Annotated in this window: 17 protein-coding genes and 1 tRNA gene; 11 read left to right on the forward strand and 7 right to left on the reverse strand. The window is 42.2% G+C overall.

Going from position 1 to position 22,562, the window contains the following annotated elements; translation table 11 throughout:
• Positions 1-2: 2 nt before the first annotated feature.
• Positions 3-353 carry a 4a-hydroxytetrahydrobiopterin dehydratase gene (locus tag RMY31_RS10195; RefSeq protein WP_409877831.1) on the forward strand — a complete coding sequence of 117 codons (351 nt, stop codon included), beginning with the start codon at positions 3-5 and terminating at the stop codon, positions 351-353.
• Positions 354-743: 390 nt separating this feature from the next.
• Positions 744-1,214 (forward strand): hypothetical protein, encoded by a 471-nt coding sequence (locus RMY31_RS10200; RefSeq protein WP_322658813.1) that lies wholly within the window; start codon positions 744-746, stop codon positions 1,212-1,214.
• Between the two features lie 433 nt (positions 1,215-1,647).
• Here the strand turns inward: RMY31_RS10200 and RMY31_RS10205 are convergent, their stop codons facing one another.
• Positions 1,648-2,271 (reverse strand): hypothetical protein, encoded by a 624-nt coding sequence (locus tag RMY31_RS10205; RefSeq protein ID WP_322658814.1) that lies wholly within the window; start codon positions 2,269-2,271, stop codon positions 1,648-1,650.
• 157 nt (positions 2,272-2,428) lie between these two features.
• Between RMY31_RS10205 and RMY31_RS10210 the strand changes: the two genes are divergently transcribed.
• From RMY31_RS10210 to RMY31_RS10220, 3 genes are all read left to right on the forward strand, one after another.
• A complete protein-coding gene (locus RMY31_RS10210) occupies positions 2,429-3,106 on the forward strand; it encodes a response regulator transcription factor (protein ID WP_322658815.1) in 678 nt (225 codons plus the stop codon).
• A 120-nt stretch (positions 3,107-3,226) separates the two neighbouring features.
• Positions 3,227-3,496 (forward strand): hypothetical protein, encoded by a 270-nt coding sequence (locus RMY31_RS10215; RefSeq protein ID WP_409877824.1) that lies wholly within the window; start codon positions 3,227-3,229, stop codon positions 3,494-3,496.
• 16 nt (positions 3,497-3,512) lie between these two features.
• Positions 3,513-4,958, forward strand: a complete 1,446-nt coding sequence (locus tag RMY31_RS10220; protein WP_322658816.1) for an ATP-binding protein — start codon at positions 3,513-3,515, stop codon at positions 4,956-4,958.
• Positions 4,959-4,970: 12 nt separating this feature from the next.
• Here the strand turns inward: RMY31_RS10220 and RMY31_RS10225 are convergent, their stop codons facing one another.
• Complete coding sequence (locus RMY31_RS10225; protein WP_322658817.1) at positions 4,971-5,675, reverse strand: CAP domain-containing protein; 705 nt, start codon at positions 5,673-5,675, stop codon at positions 4,971-4,973.
• Between the two features lie 599 nt (positions 5,676-6,274).
• Between RMY31_RS10225 and RMY31_RS10230 the strand changes: the two genes are divergently transcribed.
• Together RMY31_RS10230 and RMY31_RS10235 are read left to right on the forward strand one after the other, a co-directional pair.
• Positions 6,275-9,955: a response regulator gene (locus RMY31_RS10230; RefSeq protein ID WP_322658818.1), complete on the forward strand. Its 3,681-nt coding sequence runs from the start codon at positions 6,275-6,277 to the stop codon at positions 9,953-9,955.
• Between the two features lie 135 nt (positions 9,956-10,090).
• The gene (locus RMY31_RS10235; protein ID WP_322658819.1) at positions 10,091-10,753 is read left to right on the forward strand and encodes a class I SAM-dependent methyltransferase; all 663 of its coding nucleotides are present in this window, start codon (positions 10,091-10,093) and stop codon (positions 10,751-10,753) included.
• Positions 10,754-10,772: 19 nt separating this feature from the next.
• Here the strand turns inward: RMY31_RS10235 and RMY31_RS10240 are convergent, their stop codons facing one another.
• On the reverse strand, positions 10,773-11,672 hold the full coding sequence (locus tag RMY31_RS10240) for a rhodanese-related sulfurtransferase (protein ID WP_322658820.1): 900 nt from the start codon (positions 11,670-11,672) through the stop codon (positions 10,773-10,775).
• Between the two features lie 69 nt (positions 11,673-11,741).
• Here RMY31_RS10240 and RMY31_RS10245 point away from each other — a divergent pair.
• Positions 11,742-11,814 (forward strand) — tRNA-Ala (locus RMY31_RS10245).
• Between the two features lie 142 nt (positions 11,815-11,956).
• On the opposite strand, the gene RMY31_RS10250 is transcribed toward RMY31_RS10245, so the two are convergent.
• The 3 genes from RMY31_RS10250 to RMY31_RS10260 form a co-directional block, all read right to left on the reverse strand.
• Positions 11,957-12,940, reverse strand: a complete 984-nt coding sequence (locus RMY31_RS10250) for an RNA polymerase sigma factor, RpoD/SigA family (RefSeq protein ID WP_322658821.1) — start codon at positions 12,938-12,940, stop codon at positions 11,957-11,959.
• A 503-nt stretch (positions 12,941-13,443) separates the two neighbouring features.
• Positions 13,444-15,177, reverse strand: a complete 1,734-nt coding sequence (locus tag RMY31_RS10255) for a helicase HerA domain-containing protein (protein WP_322658822.1) — start codon at positions 15,175-15,177, stop codon at positions 13,444-13,446.
• 100 nt (positions 15,178-15,277) lie between these two features.
• Positions 15,278-16,066 carry a glutathione S-transferase family protein gene (locus RMY31_RS10260; RefSeq protein WP_322658823.1) on the reverse strand — a complete coding sequence of 263 codons (789 nt, stop codon included), beginning with the start codon at positions 16,064-16,066 and terminating at the stop codon, positions 15,278-15,280.
• 737 nt (positions 16,067-16,803) lie between these two features.
• On the opposite strand from RMY31_RS10260, the gene RMY31_RS10265 reads away from it, so the two are divergent.
• Together RMY31_RS10265 and RMY31_RS10270 are read left to right on the forward strand one after the other, a co-directional pair.
• Positions 16,804-17,649 carry a fasciclin domain-containing protein gene (locus RMY31_RS10265; RefSeq protein WP_322658824.1) on the forward strand — a complete coding sequence of 282 codons (846 nt, stop codon included), beginning with the start codon at positions 16,804-16,806 and terminating at the stop codon, positions 17,647-17,649.
• Positions 17,650-18,573: 924 nt separating this feature from the next.
• Positions 18,574-18,738, forward strand: coding sequence for a hypothetical protein (locus RMY31_RS10270; protein WP_409877825.1), 165 nt, complete (start codon positions 18,574-18,576; stop codon positions 18,736-18,738).
• A gap of 186 nt (positions 18,739-18,924) precedes the next feature.
• Here RMY31_RS10270 and RMY31_RS10275 read toward each other — a convergent pair whose 3' ends face one another.
• The gene (locus RMY31_RS10275) at positions 18,925-19,905 is read right to left on the reverse strand and encodes an aldo/keto reductase (protein WP_322658825.1); all 981 of its coding nucleotides are present in this window, start codon (positions 19,903-19,905) and stop codon (positions 18,925-18,927) included.
• Between the two features lie 774 nt (positions 19,906-20,679).
• Here RMY31_RS10275 and RMY31_RS10280 point away from each other — a divergent pair.
• Complete coding sequence (locus RMY31_RS10280; protein ID WP_322658826.1) at positions 20,680-22,500, forward strand: fatty acyl-AMP ligase; 1,821 nt, start codon at positions 20,680-20,682, stop codon at positions 22,498-22,500.
• Positions 22,501-22,562: the final 62 nt, after the last annotated feature.

The raw sequence follows: 22,562 nt of genomic DNA on the forward strand, positions 1-22,562 counted from the left end.
CAATGGAAGCGTTATTACCACAAACTTGTGTTCCCTGTAGTGGTGATTCGCCGCCAGTAACTGAGGCAGAAATTGCCGAACTTGAGCATCAGATACCTGATTGGAAGACTATTGAGGAAAATGGTGAGTTACGCTTACAGCGTGTCTATAAGTTTCCCAATTTTCAGACAGCACTGGTCTTTACTCAACGAGTGGGTGAAGAAGCCGATAAACAAGGACATCACCCCGCTTTACTGACTGAATGGGGCAAGGTTACAGTTACTTGGTGGACACACGCAATTCAAGGATTGCATCGCAACGATTTCATTATGGCAGCTAAGACTGATGCGATCGCTACTCAGTTTGCCAAATAGGGATCTATCAAAAAATAAATCATCCAATCTTAATTTATAGGGTGCGTTACTTCGTTAACGCACCTTTGTATTTTAGAAGTAGGTGTAGAAAAAAATAAATTAAATCTAATTGCCGAATACTGCTAATTTTAGATAAATTTTACTCATTTTGTCTGTACTTTTTTGACTATTAACAAATAATATTTTTGAAAACAATCAATGAGCGATCGCCAAGAACTATATTTATTACCATCTACATGATAGATAATTATATATAGGCTCTATTTCTGCTTCAATAAAAACAAGCCTTGATTTTTTGTTTCACTGCGTAAGTCCTATTTTTGCCACAGCCTCACATCAGTAGGCATTCCCTAGCTCAGCCAGGGAACAAAAAATTAGGAGCATGAAACCGTGTTTTGGAAATTCGTAATCGGTGTTTTATTATTGCCCAGTTGCCTTGGATTGGAGATAGCCACCGCATCTCAAAAAAATGGGTTACAGATGCTACCAACTTCTGAGGAATCAAGTACACTTACTTTACAGACGAAGGCAAATCAAGATGTAGTGAATTCCTTACCAAATTCAGTTAGAGAATATTCCTCAAATCAGGAAGATTGGGAAGCTGATACTGAAAAAGTAAAACATAGAAGATACCGCCATTACAAAAGACATCGTCGATATTATCGTCATCATAGGCGGTATCATCAAAGGTACAGAAATTATCACCGTCGTAGGCTTTACTATCGCCAAAATATTCATTACCGTAGACGGTATCACAATCAATATAGGAATAGTCACCAAAGAGTTTACGATCCCCTGTACTGTCACTACCTCAGATACTATGACCATCGGTACAGGAATTACCGTCAAGCTTGCTATTAGAAAGTAGGGAGATGAGAAAGACACGGGGATGCGAGGACACAGAGAGTTTTGAATAATAAATCAGGCGTTGCATAACAGGGGGATGAATTTAGGCAGGGGGAGAGATGAGCGTTAGTAGCTAAATCATCCCGCAAATATGCAACACCATAAATCATGATCCGAGTCTGATGTAATATCATGTCCGTTGAAACACTCGTCATTGCGAGCGAAGCGTAGCAATCCCAAAACCCTTGCGATTGCTCCACTTTACTTCGTTACGTACCCTACGAGAAGGCGTTCGACCAACGCAATGACATATCACAAGTAATTTAGCGAACATGATATAACTGCTAACTTCTAACTCATAACTCAGCAACGCCACTTGCAACGGGCAGGCAATCCGTTCGGTCGCCAGACTTGTAGACGCGCTCTGCGCGTCTACAAGCACTTAGTACTATTTTTCTGTTGCAGGGCGATCGCCTGGAGGATGTGGCGGAATCCCTAAAGCTTCAATCAACTTTTCTTCACTCACGCCCAGTTTCGCTGCGGCAGCTTGAAAATTAGGACGAGGAGGAGAACCCGATGGACGCTCTGTAGGCGGATTAGCGGGTACTCCCAAGGCTGCTTTCAATTGGGCTTCTGTAACCCCTATTTTCTGAGCAGCAGCAGCAAAATCAATACGGGGTGGTTTATTGCCAGAGCGATCGCCTGGAGGATGTGGCGGAACTCCTAAAGCTTCAATCAACTTTTCTTCACTCACGCCCAGTTTCGCTGCGGCAGCTTGAAAATCAGGACGAGGGGGAGGGCCGGATGGACGCTCTGTAGGCGGGTTAGCAGGCACTCCCAAGGCTGCTTTCAATTGAGCTTCCGTAACTCCTAGTTTCTGAGCAGCAGCAGCAAAATCAATGCGGGGTGGCTTTTGTGGTCTTCTTGGTTGCTGTTGTTGCTCGTTGGGTGGTGATGAGTTCTGGGCGATTGAATTGGATGGATTGGCTATCGTCTTGCTTGAAACTACAAAACTAAAAGCCCCGATCGCAACAGGAACAGTAGCCAGAATTAATAGTCGCTTCATCTTCATGACAATCAAATTCCTTAAGTTGAGGGTGTAGTGTTGTCTATGCTTCGATTAAGCCAACTAAAAATTACAGTTTGCCTATTGTATTAATTACAGTTTTGTAATTTTATACGAGTCTGGTTAGGTGGGAAAATTAATATCATGAATTATTTAGATAATCATGCACGTCCTGTTTGTGGAAGACGAATCGAAAATTGCCAACTTCGTCCAAGCTGGGTTAAAAGAGCAAGGATTTGTGGTTGATTACTGTGACAACGGTAATGAGGGATACATCCAGGCAATGGACAATGAGTATGATGCGATCGTACTAGACATCATGATACCGGGAAAGGATGGTCTAGCTATTCTTAAGAGCTTGCGACAGGCAGGACGAAATGTGCCGGTGATTTTATTGACCGCTCGCAACGAATTGGACGATCGCCTCGAAGGTTTGAATCTTGGGGCAGACGACTATATTGCTAAACCATTTTTTGTGGAAGAACTAGTCGCCCGCATTCATGCGGTAGTACGTCGGAGTTTTGGCGATCGCCAAAATCTGCTCTGTGTTGGTCCCCTGAAGCTGGATCGGATTGCACGGGAAGTTACCTGCGATGGTCAAGTTGTGGAACTTACCAGCCGCGAGTTCAATCTCCTGGAATACCTAATGCGCTCTCCCGGACGAGTTTTTACCCGCACACAAATCCTAGAACACGTCTGGGGCTATGATTTCAACCCCAATACTAATGTGGTTGATGTGTGTATTCAACGAATTCGCAAAAAAATTGACTCAATTGGTGGGTTGAGTTGGATTGAAAGTGTGCGAGGAGTTGGGTATCGTTTTCGCAATTCTCATTCCTAATTGGGGGATTATTTAAGAGGATGGGGAGCAGGGGAGCAGAGGGGCAGAGGGGCGAAAGAGATGAGGGAACAGAGGAAGTGATTTCTAGCAGTATTTGATTAATCGATATTAGAGAAGCTAATGATTGTTGAGCTTTTAATAGTGAACTTTCAGGCTTTGAGGGCGGAAGTTGAACCTTTAAGCCTAAAGCTTGAACCTTTAAACTCGAAAGTTGCACCTTTGAACTTGGAAGTTGCACCTTTAAACCTGAAGTTTGAACCTTTGAACTCGAAAGTTGCACCTTTGAGCTTGGAAGTTGCACCTTTAAGCCTGAAGTTTGAACCTTTGAACTCGAAAGTTGCACCTTTGAGCTTGGAAGTTGCACCTTTGAGCTTAAAACTTCAAGTTTAACTCTCGACTAATAACCGTGAAACTCCGTTCTTTTCGACTCCGAATTGCCTTGTTGTCTGCCATACTAGCTGGTGGCGCTCTAGCAGGGTTTGGAATTGTATCTTGGTGGCTGATTTACGAGGCTAAAGTCAGTCGCCTTGATGCAAAACTGGAAGCGCAATTGATGCGCCCACCACTAAAAGATTTTTGGCAGCCTTATGAAACCTTATTAGCCTCTCAATTGGGGACAGATGCGGAAACTCCCATCGCCATTTTGGCAATAGATAGGGATGGTAAGACGCTTTATCAATCGGCTAGCTGGCCTGCCGATCTCAACTTGAACGGTTTGTGGCCTTCACTCCCCCAGCTATTACCACCCCCGGATCGGCGGGCAACAGAACAACCTCCACAAAGACCGCCATTCCCTCTTGGTCGTATGCCGAATATGCCGCCGCCTCGTCCTCAATTGGTCACTCAGCGCACGAAAACGGGAATTTGGCGCGTTAGCGCGGCAACTTTTCCCCAGGCCCAATTAGCGATCGCTGTCAGCTTACATACAATCGATCGAGAAATGGTCACGATCCGCGACGTGTTCCTGATTTCGATACCTGTGGTACTCCTGATAGTGGCTGGTGGTGCTTGGGGGCTATCTGGTAGTGCTTTGCGTCCCATCCGGCAGTTGATTGTTGCCATTCAGCAAGTCACAGTCAAAGGATTGGATCAAAGAGTTCCCATTGGGGCAACGGATGTGGAATTTTTGGAACTAATTCAGGTGTTTAACAAGATGCTGGAACGCCTAGAACGCAGTTTCAAGCAGTCTTCACGCTTCAGTGGTGATGCTGCCCACGAACTGAAGACACCGCTGGCGATTTTGCAAGGCGAATTGGAACGCACCATACAACAAGCTGAACCAGGGTCAGAAGTGCAACAAAGCTTGAGTAATCTGCTGGATGAAGTGTGTCGCCTCAGTGGAATTGTGCGAAAACTGTTGTTGCTGTCTCTAGCAGATGCTGGACAAATGAGTTTATATCGGATCGAAGTAGATTTATCCCAGATGCTAGCTGAGATGCTAGAGGATATGGAACTACTAGCACCACATCTGGAGGTGCAAACCAAAATTGCCAGTGGATTGCGGGTGCAGGGCGATCGCGATTTGCTCGCTCAAGTCTTGCAAAACCTGTTGAGCAATGCGATAAAATACAACCTCTCAGAAGGCTGGATGCTGATTGATGCCCGACATCAAGGAAAAACTGTGTTAGTAACCATCAGTAATTCTTCCCCAGACATTGCCGCTAGCGAACGAGAACGCATTTTTGAGCGCTTTTATCGTGGAGATCCAGCCCGAACCCGAAAGATAGAGGGGACAGGATTAGGACTTAGTTTGGCAAGGGAAATCGCCATTGCCCACGGTGGCAACCTCACCCTCGATCGAGCAGTGTCAGGTCAGACTTCATTCACTCTCAGCTTACTAGGGAGTGCTTAGTCCCTTTGAAAGCTATTTTTCTTGATACCCTCCTGCGTAAGTAATTACACACATTGTTTTGTAAACTTTGTGAGTGCCATAAGCAACACCAGCAACTTTGAATGCACTGTTAAAGATATTTTTTCGATGACCTCGTGATGGTACTCCATCATCAATAATCAATTGCATAACAATATCTTGGGCTGTGTTTGGCCCATAACTGATGTTTTCGCCAGCTGTGGTTTGCCATTTACCGTAGCGGCTGATGCGATTAAAGGGGTCGCTGCCATCACTACCATAGTGACCTGTTGCACCTTTTGCCCCCTGGTCTCTAACATGATCTTTTGCGCCCAAAGACATACCTTTGGATGCACTTAACGCACCTACAGACCGGATTGATTTGAGAAATGCGATCGCCTCATTGACTGGTTTTACTCCTTCTTGAGTTCGCAAATAGGTATTACTAGATAGTTTGACGTGGTTGCCTTGGAAGCGCTTTTTATAATTTTCCAGAATAGAGATGTATGCTTTGGGATTTGTCCGCACCTTGGTCATTTCATCGATCACCTGCTGTTCCAAAGGTGATAGATAACTTGTCTTGGCTAACACAGTCGCACTGGCTGTTTGGACTATACCCGGAGTTGATGCTGCTATAGATGAGCTAGGTTGAAACAATTGATAAGAACTGTAGCTTGTCAATATACTCAATATAAACACGCAAGCCTGATTGCGGCGCATTAATTACCTCACAATTTTATACGCAGATATTGGTTTGGCTAATTGATGCACTACAGGCTGATAGTTGCTTAATTAACGCTCTTTTTAAATATGAGCATTAAATTTAGTATAGATTTTATTGTAATATTTTTAACAAGCTAATGTAAAGACTGTTTTGTAAAAAGTGTAATTTATTATCAGTATTTTAGGTAAAAAGTTACATCATCAAACGGTGACTAGTGGGGCGGAGGGGCAGTAGTTATTCTCCTTATCTTCCTCATCCCCTCATCTCCCACCTCCACTCCTGGCAATATTTAAATAAAATTGGCAATATTCAAATAAAAAACTTCACTTAGTTGCTTTGGATGGGTAAACCGATCGCCTTTTTTCTTCTTTTGCTAATAGAACAACTAAAATAGATGTAAAAAAAGATTATAATTTTTTGAATAAAATAGAAATTTAAGAACAATGCTTGTAAAAGCATTTAGGCAAATTTATATTTTTCATACTTGTATATATTTATATATAAAAAATTTTATCAACAGCATATATTTCACATATCCTCTAAAAAATCATCAGAGTCGCAACAGCAGCAGGAATATTTTAAAGAAAAGCCCTAAATGTTAAAAAGTTTGAAGATTGGAACCAAGATTGGATCGGCTTTTGCCATCAGTCTGGGACTTTTAACCACGATTGGTCTAATCTCCTACCAAAGCACTAATGAACTCATTAAAACTTCTTACTGGGAAAAACATACCTACGAAGTGCTTAGTCAGCTCAAAGACCTCAATCTTGAATTAAAAAATGCTGAAACTGGGCAACGCGGTTACATAATTACAGGCGAACAGCGCTATCTAGAACCTTATAACGTTGCTGTTAAAATACTGGATCGAAAAGTTAAAGATCTGCAAAAATTAACAGCAGATAACCCCACACAACAGTTGCGGATTGAAAAGTTGCAGCCACTGGTAAGCAGGAGACTCGCTGTCATGAAACAAGTGATCGACCTGCGACAACGTCAAGGCTTAGAATTTGCTCAAAAGGCTGTCTTGACAGACCAGGGCAAGCAAATAATGGATGAAATCCAGAGTGTAATCCAGGCTATGGAAGCTGAGGAAAATACTCTTTTGAAGCAGCGCTCTAATAAAGCACACGCAGCTGCCCAACAAACTATAGACACTATTACCTACAGTATTCCACTATCATCGTTAATCTTAGCTTTGATCGGATTCATCCTTACCCGACAAATATCAAGACCGCTAAAACAATTTTCTGATGTGTCGGAAAGTATTGCAGGTGGCAATTTATCGGTGAGTTTACCACAGAGCGATCGCCAAGATGAAATTGGCGTGCTGACACGAACTTTCAACGAAATGATTGTTAATCTGCGAAACACAACTCAGCAAAATGACGAACAAAATTGGCTGAAGTCTAATTTGGCTGAGTTTACTCAGATGCTCCAGGGGCAGCGCCATTTAGAAAGTGTGGCTCGTCTGATACTGTCAAATTTAGCACCACTGGTTGGGGCACAGCAAGGCGTTTTTTATCTGATGGATGAGCTTGATAACCAGCCTGTGCTGAAGTTATTTAGTAGTTATGCTTACCAAGAACGCAAACACTTAGCAAACCAATTTCGCTTGGGTGAGGGACTAGTAGGGCAATGCGCCCTAGAAAAGCAAAGAATTCTCTTGACTGAAGTTCCCAATGACTACATCCGCATCAGTTCTGGCTTGGGAGAAGCGTTACCACTCAAGATTATTGTGTTGCCCGTACTCTTCGAGACGGAAGTCAAGGCTGTAATTGAACTTGCTTCTTTTCAGCGCTTTAGCGAGTTGCATTTGATATTTCTAGAGCAATTCAGTAAAACCATTGGTGTATTTTTGAATAATATTGCTGCCAACTTGCAAACTCAGCAGTTGCTGGAAGAGTCCCAAGCCTTAACAGAAGAATTACAACTTCAACAAGAAGAACTCAAACAAAGCAATCAACTCCTAGAAGAGCAAACACGCGATTTAGAAGAAGCGCAATTACTCCAGAGGCAACAGCAAGAAGAGTTGCAGCAGTCTAATGAAGAACTACAGCAGCTGAATGAGGAACTAGAAGAAAAAGCAGAATTACTAGAACAGCAAAACCGAGAAGTTGCTCGCAAAAATCAAGAAATCGATCTGGCAAGGCAATCTTTAGAAGACAAAGCAGAACAACTAATGTTGTCTTCCAAATATAAATCAGAATTTCTAGCGAACATGTCCCATGAGTTGCGAACTCCGCTTAACAGCTTGTTAATTTTAGCAAGGCTGCTGGCAGATAATTCGGTGGGCAACTTGACTGACAAGCAGGTAGAGTATAGCCGGACAATCTACTGTGCTGGAACGGATCTACTAGAATTGATCAATGATATTTTAGATTTAGCAAAAATTGAGTCGGGAACTCTGTCACTAAATATTCAGGAAATCACCTTTGAAGATTTGCAGAAATCTTTGGAGCGGACTTTCGGTCAAACCGCTCAGAATAAAGGACTCAGTTTTGCAATTGAACTGGATGATAATTTACCTCCTACAATTTCTCACGACCCCAAACGCTTGCAACAAATACTGAAAAATCTACTGGCTAATGCTTTTAAATTCACCGAACAGGGGGTTGTGAAATTAAAAATCGGCATAGCCACCGAGTCAGCCCAACCCGATACTTTTGGCAGCAGTACTCCCATAATTGCTTTTGCAGTTAGCGATACTGGTATTGGCATTTCAGCCGAAAAACAAAAGATTATTTTTGAAGCATTTCAGCAGGCAGATGGCACAACCAGTCGTAAATACGGGGGAACTGGGTTGGGTTTATCAATCAGCCGCGAACTGGCTCAACGACTTGGAGGAAGAATTGGAATAATCAGCCAGCCAGGGCAGGGAAGTACCTTCACCCTCTACCTACCCCAGACTTATGCAGGGAATGAGCAAGACACTCAGGAGCAGAAGAGCAGAGGGGCAGAGGGGCAGAAGGGCAGAGGAGCAGGGGAGCCGGGGAGACAACTAACACCAATCCCCAATCCCCAGTCCCCAATCCCCAGTCACCAGTCACCAGTACCCACATCGCCTAATGAAATTGCAGATGATCGCGAGACAATTCAAAGTGGCGATCGCGTCTTACTTATCGTCGATGATGATGATAAATTTGCCCGCATCTTGCTAGATATGGCACGTCAACAGGGCTTTAAAGTGATAGTTGCTCTACAGAGCAAACAAGGTCTGGCACTAGCACGACAGTTTAAACCCGATGCAATTACTTTAGATATCTACATGCCTGGGATGGATGGTTGGACAATGCTAGATCGTCTCAAGCGCGATCCGGAAACTAGACACATTCCCGTACACATATTTTCTGTTGACGACAGAGAGCAAAGAGGATTACAGCTAGGAGCAGTCACCTACCTGCAAAAACCCGTATCTCCCGAAGCGCTGACTGAGGTATTCACTGAAATAAAAGGCTTTATTGAGCGTAAGGTCAAAAATCTCCTAGTAATAGAAGATGACCCCGTGCAAGCCCAAAGTATTATTGAACTGATTGGCAATGGCGATGTCCAGAGTACAGCAGTTGGTACAGGAGCAGAAGCACTCCGGACTTTGAAATCTCAACGATTTGATTGTATCGTATTGGATCTAGGTCTACCTGATATGAACGGGCTGGAATTGATTGAGCTAATTAAGCAAGAATCCAGCTTTTTGAAACTGCCAATTATAGTTTACACTGGCAAAGACTTAACTCGACAGGAAGAAACTCAACTGAGGCGGTTGGCAGAAAGCATCATCATCAAGAATGTGCGATCGCCAGAGCGTTTATTAGATGAAACTGCTTTATTTTTACATCGGGTGCAGTCTAAGTTGCCTAAACCTAAGCGTCAGATGCTAGAGCAACTCCACCAAACCGATCCCGTGCTGACTAATCGGAAAATTTTGATTGTCGATGATGACTTGCGAAATATCTTTGCCCTCACTAGTTTCTTAGAAGGGTATCAAATGCAGGTGCTGTTTGCCGAAAACGGCAGAGATGGCATTGAAACGTTGCAAGCCAATCCTGACACGAATGTTGTGTTAATGGATATAATGATGCCAGAAATGGATGGTTACGAAACCACCCGTGCGATTCGCCAGCAACAGCAATTCCGATCGCTACCAATTATTGCCTTAACTGCCAAAGCTATGCCAGGCGATCGCGAAAAGTGCATCGAAGCTGGAGCTTCTGACTACATCACCAAACCAGTAGATACCGAACAACTGCTTTCACTACTCCGGGTTTGGCTGTATCGTTAGTCAAGAGTGATTAGTTATTAGAGACGCGACGCCAGTCGCTACAACGGGGGGAACCCCCGCAACGCGCTGGCTCATTAATCGCGTCTGTACAGTTGTCAGAAGTTTTATCTCCCCCTGCCTCCCCTTCCCCTCACCATGACAACTCACACTCTGGGACTCGAACCACTCCTGTATAACTACTTACTATCTGTCTGTTTGCGAGAACCAGAAATCTTAACGCAATTGAGGCAGGAAACAACTCAACATCCAATGGGTAGAATGCAGATTGCTCCAGAACAGGGACAACTGATGGCGTTGCTGGTGCAGTTAATGGGAGCAAAGAAAACTTTAGATGTAGGCGTATTTACGGGTTACAGTTCTCTGGTGGTGGCATTGGCTTTACCAACACAAGGTAAGGTAGTAGCCTGTGATGTCAGTGAGGAGTTTACAGCGATCGCTCGTCGCTATTGGCAGCAAGCAGGGGTGGCAGATAAAATCGAGCTGCACATCGCTCCAGCACTAGAGACTTTAGATCGATTGCTAGCAGCAGGCGAAGCAGAAACCTTTGATTTCGCCTTCATTGATGCCGACAAGAGCAACTACGACAACTATTATGAGCGATCGCTGCAATTAGTGCGTCCGAGGGGATTAATTGCGATCGATAATGTCCTCTGGTCGGGAAGGGTTGCAGATCCCCAAGTGCAGGACAATAGAACCAAAAAAATTCGTGCCTTTAATCACAAGCTATATCAAGACCAGCGAGTTAGTCTGAGCTTAGTGCCGATTGCCGATGGTTTGACCTTAGCACTGAAAAATTAGAAATTCAAAATGCCAGAGACTAGCAATTTTTCATTTTTAATTGATACTGTCGCCATTTTTCCTGCTGACGCACTCTTTTATCCTCAGTGAGGCTATCAAAGCAGTAAGTACAGGAAATGCCTTCCTCATACTTGGGAGATGTCTTATCTGCATCAGAAATTGGATGCCCACAACAGAAGCATAACTCATGACTCCCTTCCTCCAAGCCATGACGAACTGCTACTCGTTCATCAAAGACAAAACATTCGCCTTGCCATAAACTCTCTTCATCTGGAACTTGCTCCAAATATTTGAGAATACCGCCTTTGAGGTGATAGACTTCTGCAAAACCTTGGGCAAGCATGAAAGATGAGGCTTTTTCACAGCGAATGCCGCCAGTACAAAACAGGGCCACCTTTTTATGTCTATTGGGGTCAAGGTTGTCGCGAATATATTCTGGAAATTCCCGAAATGATTCAGTTTGAGGATTTTGCGCTCCTTTGAAAGTGCCAATATTCACCTCATAATCATTGCGGGTATCAATAACAGTTACCTCTGGGTCAGAAATCAGGTCATTCCATTCTTGAGGACTGACATAAGTACCAACCAGATCGTTCGGGTCAATTTCAGGTAATCCTAGAGTAACAATTTCTTGCTTCAACCGTACTTTCATCCGCTCAAACGGCGGGATGTCAGTATATGACTCTTTGTATTCTAAGTCTGCCAAACGGGGGTCAGAACGCAGAAAGGTAATAACTGAATCAATTGCCTGACGCGAACCCGCAATTGTACCGTTAATACCTTCTGCCGCTAGCAGAATAGTCCCTTTGACACCTTGCACTAAGCAGTAAGATAACAGGGAGTTTTGTTTTTCGGCAAAGTCTGGCAGCCGCACAAATTTATAAAATGCTGCAACAACTTGGGTATTTTCTTGCTTCATTTCTTTGGCAACGGCACAATATTCGGTTACAATAACGACGGCAGTATTTACCTGCCTTTCTAATTTTACGGGGGTTTAGCTCAGTTGGTAGAGCGCCTGCTTTGCAAGCAGGATGTCAGCGGTTCGAGTCCGCTAACCTCCATATCCAATATTATGGCGATCGCTGCTCTTGAAAATAGAGAGTGGAGAAAATAATTTTCATATCCTCGTTGTAAGATTTCTAACTGCATAAAAAATCGCCCCCTGAATTCAGGAGGCGCGTCACCCCTAAAAGTTATCTACTTTTAGCTTGCAACATACTCTTTGACGTTGGCACGGCGACGGCGTAGGTGAGCAAGAGCTTGATGTTCCAATTGGCGGACGCGCTCACGGCTGAGATTTAATCTCTCGCCTACTTTCGCCAAGGACATTTCGTTGCCATCTTCTAAACCAAAGCGCAGGGTCAAAACTTCTCTTTGTTGAGGAGTTAGTTCTGCCAACAAGGTGTTCAGGTCTTGGCGCAAGAATTCTTGAGTAGTGTAATACTCTGGTGATGGGCCTTCATCTTCCAGCATTTCTTGCAGCTCGGTATCCTGGTTATCACCAACTCGCACATCCAAAGAAACTGGTTGACGCGCCATATTCAGATATTCGCGGATCTGAGCTGGTTCTAGTTCCAGTTCTTTGGCAATTTCGGCAGGAGAAGGCGATCGCCCCAATGTTTGAGCAAGTTCCCGCTGCACTTTTTTGATTTTATTTAGTTTTTCGGTAATGTGGATAGGTAAGCGGATAGTACGACCTTGCTGGGCGATCGCTCGCGTAATTGCTTGGCGAATCCACCAGTAAGCATAGGTCGAGAACTTATAACCCCGTGTCGGGTCAAATTTCTCTACACCCCGCTCTAGTCCTAGTGTTCCTTCCTGGATCAAATCCAGAAATTCCATATTTCGCTTCTGATACTTCTTGGCGATCGCAACCACTAGCCGCAGATTCGCTTCAATCATCTTTTGCTTGGCTCGTTTACCCTGAGCAACTGTCTGTTTCACCTCGGTTTCCGGCTGACGAACGTGGTCAGACCACTCTGGTAAACTCGGTTCGCGATCCAGTTTTTTCGCTAAAGCTTCTTTAGCATCTAGAAGCTTCATCATTTGTTGTACTTGCTTACCATAAACAATTTCTTGCTCGCGGGTTAGCAATGGTACGCGACCAATTTCTCGCAGATAGGTTCGCACCATATCAGCCGTGAATTTGGTGTTGAGGTTTTCGTTTTGGGTGTTAACAGTGGGCATTGGTGCGTTATCCTCTACTCCGTAAACACAATGAATATTTAATAACTAAGCGAATTGAGAAAGGTAGTACATATATCACGGAACATAGGGCGCTACCACAGGAATCTATATTATTACGTCCGTTTTCAAGAAGCGGCTTCCCTGGGATAGGTTCCCCTACCCTCCCTAAATCGTAGATTTTTAATTTTTTAAAAGCACACGCTGGTTTATTCTTGAGAATTCTTTTTTTGAGTCGCTAGCGGTAGGAGGAAAATCCGAAGTCGGTATGAGTTCTACTTTCTTATAGTAAGACAAATTAGGCAAATAGTAAAGTAGCTTTTAGAAGGCTATAAATTATAATGCAAAACTGTCTGGTTGCCAAAAGTTATTTTAAAGTTCCTTGCGATCGCTGACTATATCTATAGTGACGGCAAAACCCCATCTACAGTTGCCTCCTTGTAGCGGGATAACCGAACTTAGCTGACTGTAATGATGGAGGGATGTTACTAATAACTCCTAACCTTCTAAAAACCAAGGTCTGCTTTGGCTAGTTCAGCAGCAGCGAAGACCTCTTCATCTGGCTTTTCTTCCCAAGCTGGATCGCCAATTTCGGCGTAGAAAACTGAGTCATAAGGACGAGTACGCACTACTACTGGCATGGGAACGGCATGACCCAAAATCAAAGCTTGTTGTTTGGAATCTAACTTTGCTAACACTGATCGCAGCCCGCCTGCACCAGACACACCTGTAAAAATTGCATCAATGTCTTTTTCATCATTGAGTAAAGCGGTGATGCGAGTTCCAATCTGGGACATGACTTCATTATCTATCCCTGATGGGCGTTGATCGACTACTAGAAGTGTTACGAAATATTTCCGCAGTTCGCGGGCGATTGTCCCAAAGATTGTACTTTGAACTATTGCGGGGTCAAGAAAACGGTGCGCCTCTTCAATGGTAATCATTAATGGCGTTGGGCGATCGTTGGGATTTTTACTCTGCAAGAACTTATCTGCTTTCTTGACATAATGCTCGTGAATGCGTCGGGTGATCATGTTAGTGACCAACATGTAAGAAAGCATATTCGACTGGGAACCAAACTCTACGACAACGTTTTTCCCAGCTTCTAGGGATTGTAAAATTTTATTAATGTAATTTTGGGGGCAAACCGCTCGCATATACTTTAAACTATCCATACGCAATAGTTTGCGCTGCAATGCCATAATCGAACCTTTATGTCCCCGCTTCTCCTCACAGAACATCTCGATTTCTTCGTTAGTCATATTCAGCAACTGGACAATCCAAGACTTGCCGAATTCGCTGTATAAAATGTTGGCATTATCTAAGGCTGCATCTGAAAGTCCTAAATCTCGACTGCATAACTTTATATCTTCAACTTCAATTTGCTCGTAACTCAAGTAAAGTTCTTGAGAATCGCGCACACCTCGACGTTTTGTTGATTCGGGGTCAAGGGTATAAACTTCGACTTTACCAGGAAATAGTTGTTTTAAACCTTTAACAGTATTAACGTTCTTGCCTTCCGCCACCGCTTCCCAGCCATACTCGGAATGCATGTCAAAAATCAGATTTACAGCAGCATTTTTACGGATAACGCCAGCTAAAAGTAAGCGTGTCAGAAAAGATTTACCAGTACCAGATTTACCGAAAACGCCATTGCTACGTTCTACAAAGCGGTTTAAATCGATACATACTGGTACATCCATATCCAGTGGTTTACCAATGGAGAAATTGCGCCTTTGGGGGTCATCTTCCCAACCAAATACGCGGCGAAAATCTTCTTCACTAGCTTCGTAAACTTGGCTAAAGTGGCTGGGAATAGTTTTAACTGGCAATAATTCCATCGTGGTACTGGTTTGGGGTTGAAATGATGCCAAACCTGTTGTCGATGGAACGAAAGGATTTACAGATTTACCATTTGTTGGTGAGAAAGACTCATCATTTTCGGGGGTGAACATCAACATCGGCGAGAGGTTGATAGTACCGTAGGTACCACTTCCGGCTAAAACTTCTCGTAAAAAAGTGTCTTCCCAACCCGGAGGATTAGCAATAATTCGTGCGTTAGCAGCCCCCAACGCCACATCTGTAAGCATACAGAAAAATCGCGATCGCATCCCTTGCACAACTAAAAACTTACCCACCCGCATATCTTCTACAGAAATATCCGGGTGTAACCTTACTTCTAACCCCCCTGTCAGAGAACCTTGAATTACCGAACCTAATGGTGGTTGTGCCGAATTCATTTAATTAGTCAATAGATAGTTAGTTGTCAGTTGTCAGTTGTCAATAGTTATTCACCTTGTCTTCCTTGTCCCCTTCTTTACCTCATCTCCCACACCATTACTATTCAATTTGAATTGAAGTTGGTACGCTTCCAGTTGTGGTACCGATTAATGGTTTGCGAAATTGGGCATACAGGCGATCGCGCCAGGTGAAAAATGGTTCATAATCGGGATTATTTACCAAAGCAGGTACTCCTTTACCTCTGATGGATGCTGGTAAATCGAGATAAGGTCCTTCAGGGAACTTTAATAATATTGACAAACCTGCCACTGCAAGGTCAGCTAAGGTAGGCTCATCTCCTGTTAAATAGGGACTATCTGCCAACAATAGAGTCAACGCTTCTAAGTCTTGCTTTAAATCCGCGATCGCGGATTTGATGACATCTGGGCTATATCCTACCCCCAAACCCAAAACCGTCAATAGATCGCTGGGCACGCCTTCAACTAAATTTTTCAGTATATCCGGTGTGGATGTAGGTAATAAGGACTTGCGGAAATTTTGATCTTGACTAATGGCAGAAAACAAAGCCTTCCTGCCTTTGATACCTATTGATTCATCCGCCCATTCTTCTATTAATAAAGTTAAACCCCGTTGTTTGGGGTCTTGCGGTATCAGCGATCGCTCAGGATATTTTAAGTCTAAATACTTAGCTATCTCTGTTGAATCCGCAATATATTTATTGCCATCCTTCAATACTGGCACTTGTCGCTGGCCAGTCAGCCGGAAAAGTTCTACTTGTCCAATTCCAGGTGTAACCTCTATTTTCCGGTACTCCAGCCCTTTATAATCTAAAATCAGGCGGACTTTTTCTGAGTATTGAGATAATTCCCATTGGTATAATTCCAGCATGTTGTATACCTTGTACTTAATTGGTGAATCAACTTTATAATTGTATCTTTAGTTCCAGTAATTTTCCTGGTAAAGTAATCAATTTATCGCTAAATTAATTACCGAAATAGTTTATCTTTTTAACTAATTTTTGGCAATTCAGTGATTTTGCCAAAAACATAATTTTTTACTGATTTCAATATCAAATGATTTAGTTAATGAAATAGACTGGTATAAATAAATTTATTTCTTAAGTTCTTTAATTTTACTAATCTTTTTCGTTTCTATGGCTCTTAGTATATAGTTTTTGTGATGTCTTGATTTTATGTATTTAATCTCTGTGGACAGAGATATCTTCTGGATAAGCTCAGATATCAAGAGATTGTCACTTTTTGCTATGTATACAATTTAGCTAATTTGTATATAAATTTACCAATGAGCTAAAATTACTCTGAATATTTCAAACTTGTTGTTATAAAATTACTGCTGATAATATTCCTTTTAGTGGCTCGAATTTTCATAGTGTTTGCCTCGTACAAGCGAGTATTGAAATTTTGCTGAGTATGATAGGTAAGCAAATCTAACAAGCAAATTTACTCAATTCATATTACCTTACTACTCAAGATATATAAGTGCTTAACCATACAAGTAAATAGTACTTCTAGAGGAAAAATCTTACTATAATGGTTAGATTTTTGGCGTAGCTAAATGTTATAAGTCTTTATGTGACGAGTCTAAAATCAAGACAAACAAAATTTATGAAGGCTAATTACAGCAAATTGCTAACAAATTTGGCAAGTGTAGTGGGGGTAGCGGGTGCTAGTCTCCTAATTACTTTACCATCTGGAGCAAAAGAGGCAACAAATCCTAACCCCAGTATTTTTAACGAGGCTCCCTATAATCAGAGTCAACGCATTCTAACAAACACTTCATACACACCGGCTGAGGTTGCTTTAGAAAGAGAAAAAGGCAAAAAACCTAACAAACAACTGTCGCAGACCAGTGGAAGCGGCGCAACAAATCCTAGACCTAGTATTTTCAACGAGCCTCCTTATAATCGTGGTAGTCGTACTACACCTAGTGAAACTGCACCAACCCCTACCACCCCAGAAGCCACACCCCCAACACAAGTACCGTCTACTGAGACACCCACCCCAACACCATCACAAGGGACAAGCAACACTCAAGGCAAAACCTTGTTAGCATTAGCAGAGTCAAACAGCTCCTTTACAACCCTCACCAAGGCTTTAAAAGCAGCTGGATTGACAGGCGCTTTCCAAGGCAAAGATAACTTAACCGTTTTCGCACCCACTGATGCTGCATTTGCCAAATTGCCACAAGACGCTGTACAAGATTTATTAAAGCCAGAGAATAAAGAAGTACTGGTCAAACTCCTTACTTACCATGTTGTAGCTGGTAAGGTGTTATCTACAGATTTGAAGTCTGGCGAAGTGAAAAGTCTTGAAGGTGGTGCAATCAACGTCAAAGTCGATCCTACTACTGGCGTGACAGTAAATGATGCCAAGGTTGTTCAAGCCGATATCCAAGGTAGTAACGGTGTTATCCATGCAATCGACCAAGTGATTTTACCTCCTGACTTGTAGTTTGACAGTAAAGGTAATACCATTTTGGATTTTGCGAAAAAGGAAGTAAGGGTTTAAGATCCCCACTCAATTGAAGATTGAGTGGCTTCAATTCAGGAGGAGCGTGAATCTCCTTCTGAGTTTTTATTTCTGCCTTTTTCAATGTATTTATTTTATTAATAATATTTATTTCATATACATTCTTTGTTTGACATTGTTCTAAAGTCAATTTTTCTAAATTCTATCCATGTAAATAAAAAAATTATTAAATAAATTAGTATTTCTACATAAGTTCCACCATAACCGCACCGAAGCAATCCAAAAAAAATTGCAAAAACATGTTGCAACGGGAGCAACACGATTTTGTGAGATGATAAACCTGGGGAGGCTGGAAAACTGGGAACTTGACCAGACTCCAAAATGCATATATTTAAGTAGAACGGCTGAAATAATTCACGCTATGTCATTGCGAATGGAACAAAGTGGAATGAAGCAATCGCAAGGGTTATATTGATTTTACATTCTGTTACATAGCTAGGTTTATTTTCACCGACTTACTTATTATCCAACAAGGATATTACTTATTTATTTAGAATAAAAATTATTTTCTTTTCTCCCTCAGGTCAATTCACGACGATCTCACTATGAGCGTGTTGCTCCCCATCCATCTTGCCAAGTAATTTCTGTGCGATCGCTCTTGCGGTGTGTTTTTTGGCAATAGTAACCGCTAAGTAGTTCAAGGATGAAGTGCCTGAAATTTAAGCATTCACAAAAAGTTTGATATGACCTTTTCTGGCTAAATAATACAAAAAATATTGAATATTTTTGAAAATCCTAACTATTAAAGACTTTTTCAGATTGTATTTAGTTGATGAAAAAACTAATTTAACATTATAAACCAACATAAATAAATATCACTAAGCATCAAACTCAACTTAGGCTCTAATGTTATTTGCTTTGCACTGTTGCTGTCATGGGATACAAGTTTTAGTGCCTTTGTCTGTATGGACTGCTATAGCCGAGCAATACTTGTTTTCGACTCTCCCCAATTATCTCAATGCTGTAAATTCAGAACTTACAGCATTACCCGATTATGCTGGTGCTGATTGACTTTCAAGGACACTCAAGCATTGAACAACTATATGGGCCAGCTTTGACCGTGACTTTGACCCTGATAAAGCGATCGAGAACACTCCGAGTGCAAACGACAAGCGTTTGTTGCTTAAATAGCATTAAAATACTCAGGTAAATTTAGTGTATTAGCGGATGAATCTGAAGACTTGGCAGTGGGGTAGCTCAACGGTTAACTGTACTCATGTCAGGGTAGCGATCGCCGGCGGTAATACCCTTTAGTGCTACTGCTTCAATTCGACTGAGGTCATCTGTATTTAGAACAATCCCAGTAGCTGCGATGTTATCTTCTAAATAGGTGCGTCGCTTGGTACCAGGAATTGGCACAATATCTTCACCTTGAGCCAATAGCCATGCTAAAGCAAGTTGACTAGGTGTGGCTGCCTTTTCATCAGCTATTTCCTTAACTTTTTCCACTAATTGCAGATTTGTATAGAAATTCTCACCCTGAAAACGCGGGTTATTTCTACGGTAATCATCTGCTGCAAGGTCTTCAGGACGAGTAATCGCTCCCGATAAAAATCCACGACCAAGAGGACTGTAAGCAACAAAGCCAATTCCTAGTTCCCGTACAGTAGGTAAAATTTCATCTTCTGGGTCGCGGCTCCACAAAGAATACTCTGTTTGTAGTGCGCTAATAGGGTGAACAGCCTGCGCTCGTCGAATTGTCGCCGGAGCAGCTTCTGACAGTCCCAAATAGCGTACTTTACCAAGCTGTACTAACTCTTTCATTGCTCCTACGGTATCCTCAATTGGCACGTTTGGATCGACTCGATGTTGATAGTACAAATCGATCGCCTCTACTCCCAAACGTTTGAGTGAAGCATCGCAAGCTTGATGAACATATTCGGGCCTGCCATTAATTCCCTTCCAACCACCATCTTCGCTACGAACATTGCCAAACTTGGTTGCTAGTACTACTTGCTCTCGACGTTCCTTAATTGCTCTACCTACTAATTGCTCATTGGTAAACGGCCCATACATATCTGCCGTGTCAAAGAAGTTAACCCCAAGTTCTAAGGCACGATGGATGGTGGCGATCGCTTCAGATTCATCACGACCGCTATAAAACTCAGACATCCCCATACACCCAAGTCCTTGTTGAGACACTTCCAATCCCTGCTTGCCTAACTTTACAATTTTCATCTAACAGTCTCCTAATTAGTAATGAGGAAGATAAAAACAAGCTCTTCAGCATTATCCCTCTCCCTCTAGCCAAGTCATCTATTCTTAGAGGTACTTTTTAGTACAACATAGGCTAAGTTAAGTATTGAATGTACTGCCTCCTCTGCTTTGCAAGTCTTTGAGAGGCGATGGCAAGATCCTGGAGCTACCGAATATGAGAGGACTTTACGCGTATACATCGACAAAGCTTGATTGAAATGTTAAAACTGACACTTGAGGTCAAATTTCTTTCTTATTCAAGATTTTGACGAGTATTAAAAGCGATCGATACACTTTCTTCTTGTTATTCAAGGACATTGGAGAATTGGATGGTCAAACCGGGAATGAGATTTAAATCATTTCATACTGCCAGACAACACTTATTGGCTATGAAACAATGCATATGATTTGCAAGAGGTCTGTTGATATTGAGGGGCACGACAAATTTATTGCCCACATCTTTAAAAAAACTGTATAAAACTTGACACTTCATTAGGTTTTCATACACTCAGTAAGTTTTTGCAACCCAACCAGACATAAAAGGGTTAGCCACTTTAACACGCAACCACTTATACCGATTCGCACACAAAACCTAAAAATATTTTTGTCATGCATAAAATAATGTGGAATTGTTGAAATAACATTTGTAGCTAACTTAAGTTCTTCTCTTGCAAAAACTTTTTTTGGCTTGGATATGCATATATAGCTTTTACTGCCTCTATATATTTAAAGTTGATATTCTTAAAGGAGACTTGGATGATTGCTTGCAAACATGAATTGACAGATACAGCATATAATTTTTCAACTTTAATTGAGTTATTACAATACAGAGCCATTTCTCAGCCCGCTCGAACTGCTTATACTTTTTTAGTAGATGGAGAAACTGAAGAAGTCAGCATTACTTATCAACAGTTGGATGAACAAGCGCGATCGCTTGCAGCACATCTACAGTTTTTCAATGCTAGCGGTGAACGGGCATTACTTCTTTACCAGCCAGGTTTGGAATATATTATTGCTTTTTTTGGATGCTTGTATGCTGGCGTTATCGCTGTCCCAGCTTATCCGCCTCGATTTAACAAGCCTATGCCAAGACTACAAGCAATTGTGGCAGATGCTCAGGCCAAATTTGCACTCACAACAACATCTATCTTATCTAACCTAGAAAGACAGTTTAGCCAAAATCAAGATTTGGCAGCTTTGCATTGGCTAGCTACTGATACTATCGCCAACGATATCATCCAGACATGGCAGCAGCCTCAGATTGCCAGCAATACACTAGCTTTTCTCCAATACACTTCCGGCTCAACAGGTAACCCAAAAGGTGTAATGGTAAGTCATAGTAATTTGTTGCAAAATTCGGCTCTAATTAAACAATGTTTTCAACACGATACTCATAGCCAGGGTGTAATTTGGCTACCGCCATATCACGACATGGGATTGATTGGTGGAATCATACAACCTCTATATAGTGGTTTTCCTGTTGCACTGATAGCACCAGTAACTTTTTTACAAAAGCCTTTCCGTTGGCTACAAGCTATTTCCCGCTACAAGGGAACTACTAGCGGTGGCCCTAATTTTGCTTACGACTTATGTATTCGTAAGATTACCCCAGAACAGATAGAAAGTCTTGACCTCAGCAGTTGGGATGTGGCTTTCAATGGAGCTGAAACCGTCCGTGCTGAGACACTAGAGAAGTTTGCAACAACTTTTGAGCCATGTGGCTTCCGTCGGGAAGCATTTTATCCTTGTTACGGAATGGCTGAAACAACTTTATTGGTTTCTGGGGGATTAAAGACAGAAGTACCTATTGTTCGTCATGTGAATGGGGTAGCCTTAGAGCAAAATCGCGTAGAAGCATCTAGTAAAGAAAATGTGCGAACAATTGTCAGCTGCGGTCAAGTATGGTCTAACCAAGTAGCGATCGTCGATCCCGAAACTTTAACTCAGTGTCCATCCAATCGAGTCGGAGAGATTTGGGTATCAAGTTTGAGCGTAGCAAATGGCTATTGGAACAACCCTTTAGAAACAGAAAAGAATTTTCATGCATATTTAGGAACTCAAGGCCCGTTTCTACGCACTGGAGATTTGGGATTTTTACAAGATGGTCAGTTGTTCGTTACAGGGCGAATTAAAGATGTAATTATTATTCGAGGTCGAAACTATTATCCCCAAGATATTGAACAAACAGTTAGCCACAGCCATCCGGCATTACAACCTGCTGGTAGTGCAGCATTTGCAGTGGAAATCAATGATGAAGAACGTCTGATTGTTGTGCAAGAAGTGGAGCGAAATTACTTACGGAAGCTAGATGTGCAAGAAGTAGTAGGAAGTATTCGTCAAGCAATTGCAGAACAGCAAGATCTACAAGTTTTCGCAGTAGTGTTGGTCAAGCCTGGAAGCATTCCGAAAACTTCTAGTGGGAAAGTTCAACGCTATGCTTGTCGCACTGGTTTCTTGAATGGCACTTTAGATGTGGTAGAAGATTGGAGCGAGCATCCTCAAGGTAAAGCAAAGTTTCTACATTTAAATGCCGAAGTTGAATCGCTTTTGCAACAATTGCACAGTTCAAAGCAGTAAATACTGGCTGATTTGTGTTAATTGTGCCATAACAAAAATTATCAGAAAACTATTGAGAGCTA

This window comes from Dendronalium sp. ChiSLP03b (assembly GCF_034531165.2).
Classification (GTDB): Bacteria; Cyanobacteriota; Cyanobacteriia; order Cyanobacteriales; family Nostocaceae; genus Dendronalium; species Dendronalium minutum.

Bases quoted from the DNA above. Each gene is read 5' to 3' on its own strand.
- RMY31_RS10195 (WP_409877831.1), top strand. From the start codon at position 3: ATGGAAGCGTTATTACCACAAACTTGTGTTCCCTGTAGTGGTGATTCG.
- RMY31_RS10205 (WP_322658814.1), bottom strand. From the start codon at position 2,271: ATGAAGATGAAGCGACTATTAATTCTGGCTACTGTTCCTGTTGCGATC.
- RMY31_RS10210 (WP_322658815.1), top strand. From the start codon at position 2,429: ATGCACGTCCTGTTTGTGGAAGACGAATCGAAAATTGCCAACTTCGTC.
- RMY31_RS10215 (WP_409877824.1), top strand. From the start codon at position 3,227: ATGATTGTTGAGCTTTTAATAGTGAACTTTCAGGCTTTGAGGGCGGAA.
- RMY31_RS10225 (WP_322658817.1), bottom strand. From the start codon at position 5,675: ATGCGCCGCAATCAGGCTTGCGTGTTTATATTGAGTATATTGACAAGC.
- RMY31_RS10230 (WP_322658818.1), top strand. From the start codon at position 6,275: ATGTTAAAAAGTTTGAAGATTGGAACCAAGATTGGATCGGCTTTTGCC.
- RMY31_RS10235 (WP_322658819.1), top strand. From the start codon at position 10,091: ATGACAACTCACACTCTGGGACTCGAACCACTCCTGTATAACTACTTA.
- RMY31_RS10240 (WP_322658820.1), bottom strand. From the start codon at position 11,672: ATGAAGCAAGAAAATACCCAAGTTGTTGCAGCATTTTATAAATTTGTG.
- RMY31_RS10250 (WP_322658821.1), bottom strand. From the start codon at position 12,940: ATGCCCACTGTTAACACCCAAAACGAAAACCTCAACACCAAATTCACG.
- RMY31_RS10255 (WP_322658822.1), bottom strand. From the start codon at position 15,177: ATGAATTCGGCACAACCACCATTAGGTTCGGTAATTCAAGGTTCTCTG.
- RMY31_RS10260 (WP_322658823.1), bottom strand. From the start codon at position 16,066: ATGCTGGAATTATACCAATGGGAATTATCTCAATACTCAGAAAAAGTC.
- RMY31_RS10265 (WP_322658824.1), top strand. From the start codon at position 16,804: ATGAAGGCTAATTACAGCAAATTGCTAACAAATTTGGCAAGTGTAGTG.
- RMY31_RS10270 (WP_409877825.1), top strand. From the start codon at position 18,574: ATGTTATTTGCTTTGCACTGTTGCTGTCATGGGATACAAGTTTTAGTG.
- RMY31_RS10275 (WP_322658825.1), bottom strand. From the start codon at position 19,905: ATGAAAATTGTAAAGTTAGGCAAGCAGGGATTGGAAGTGTCTCAACAA.
- RMY31_RS10280 (WP_322658826.1), top strand. From the start codon at position 20,680: ATGATTGCTTGCAAACATGAATTGACAGATACAGCATATAATTTTTCA.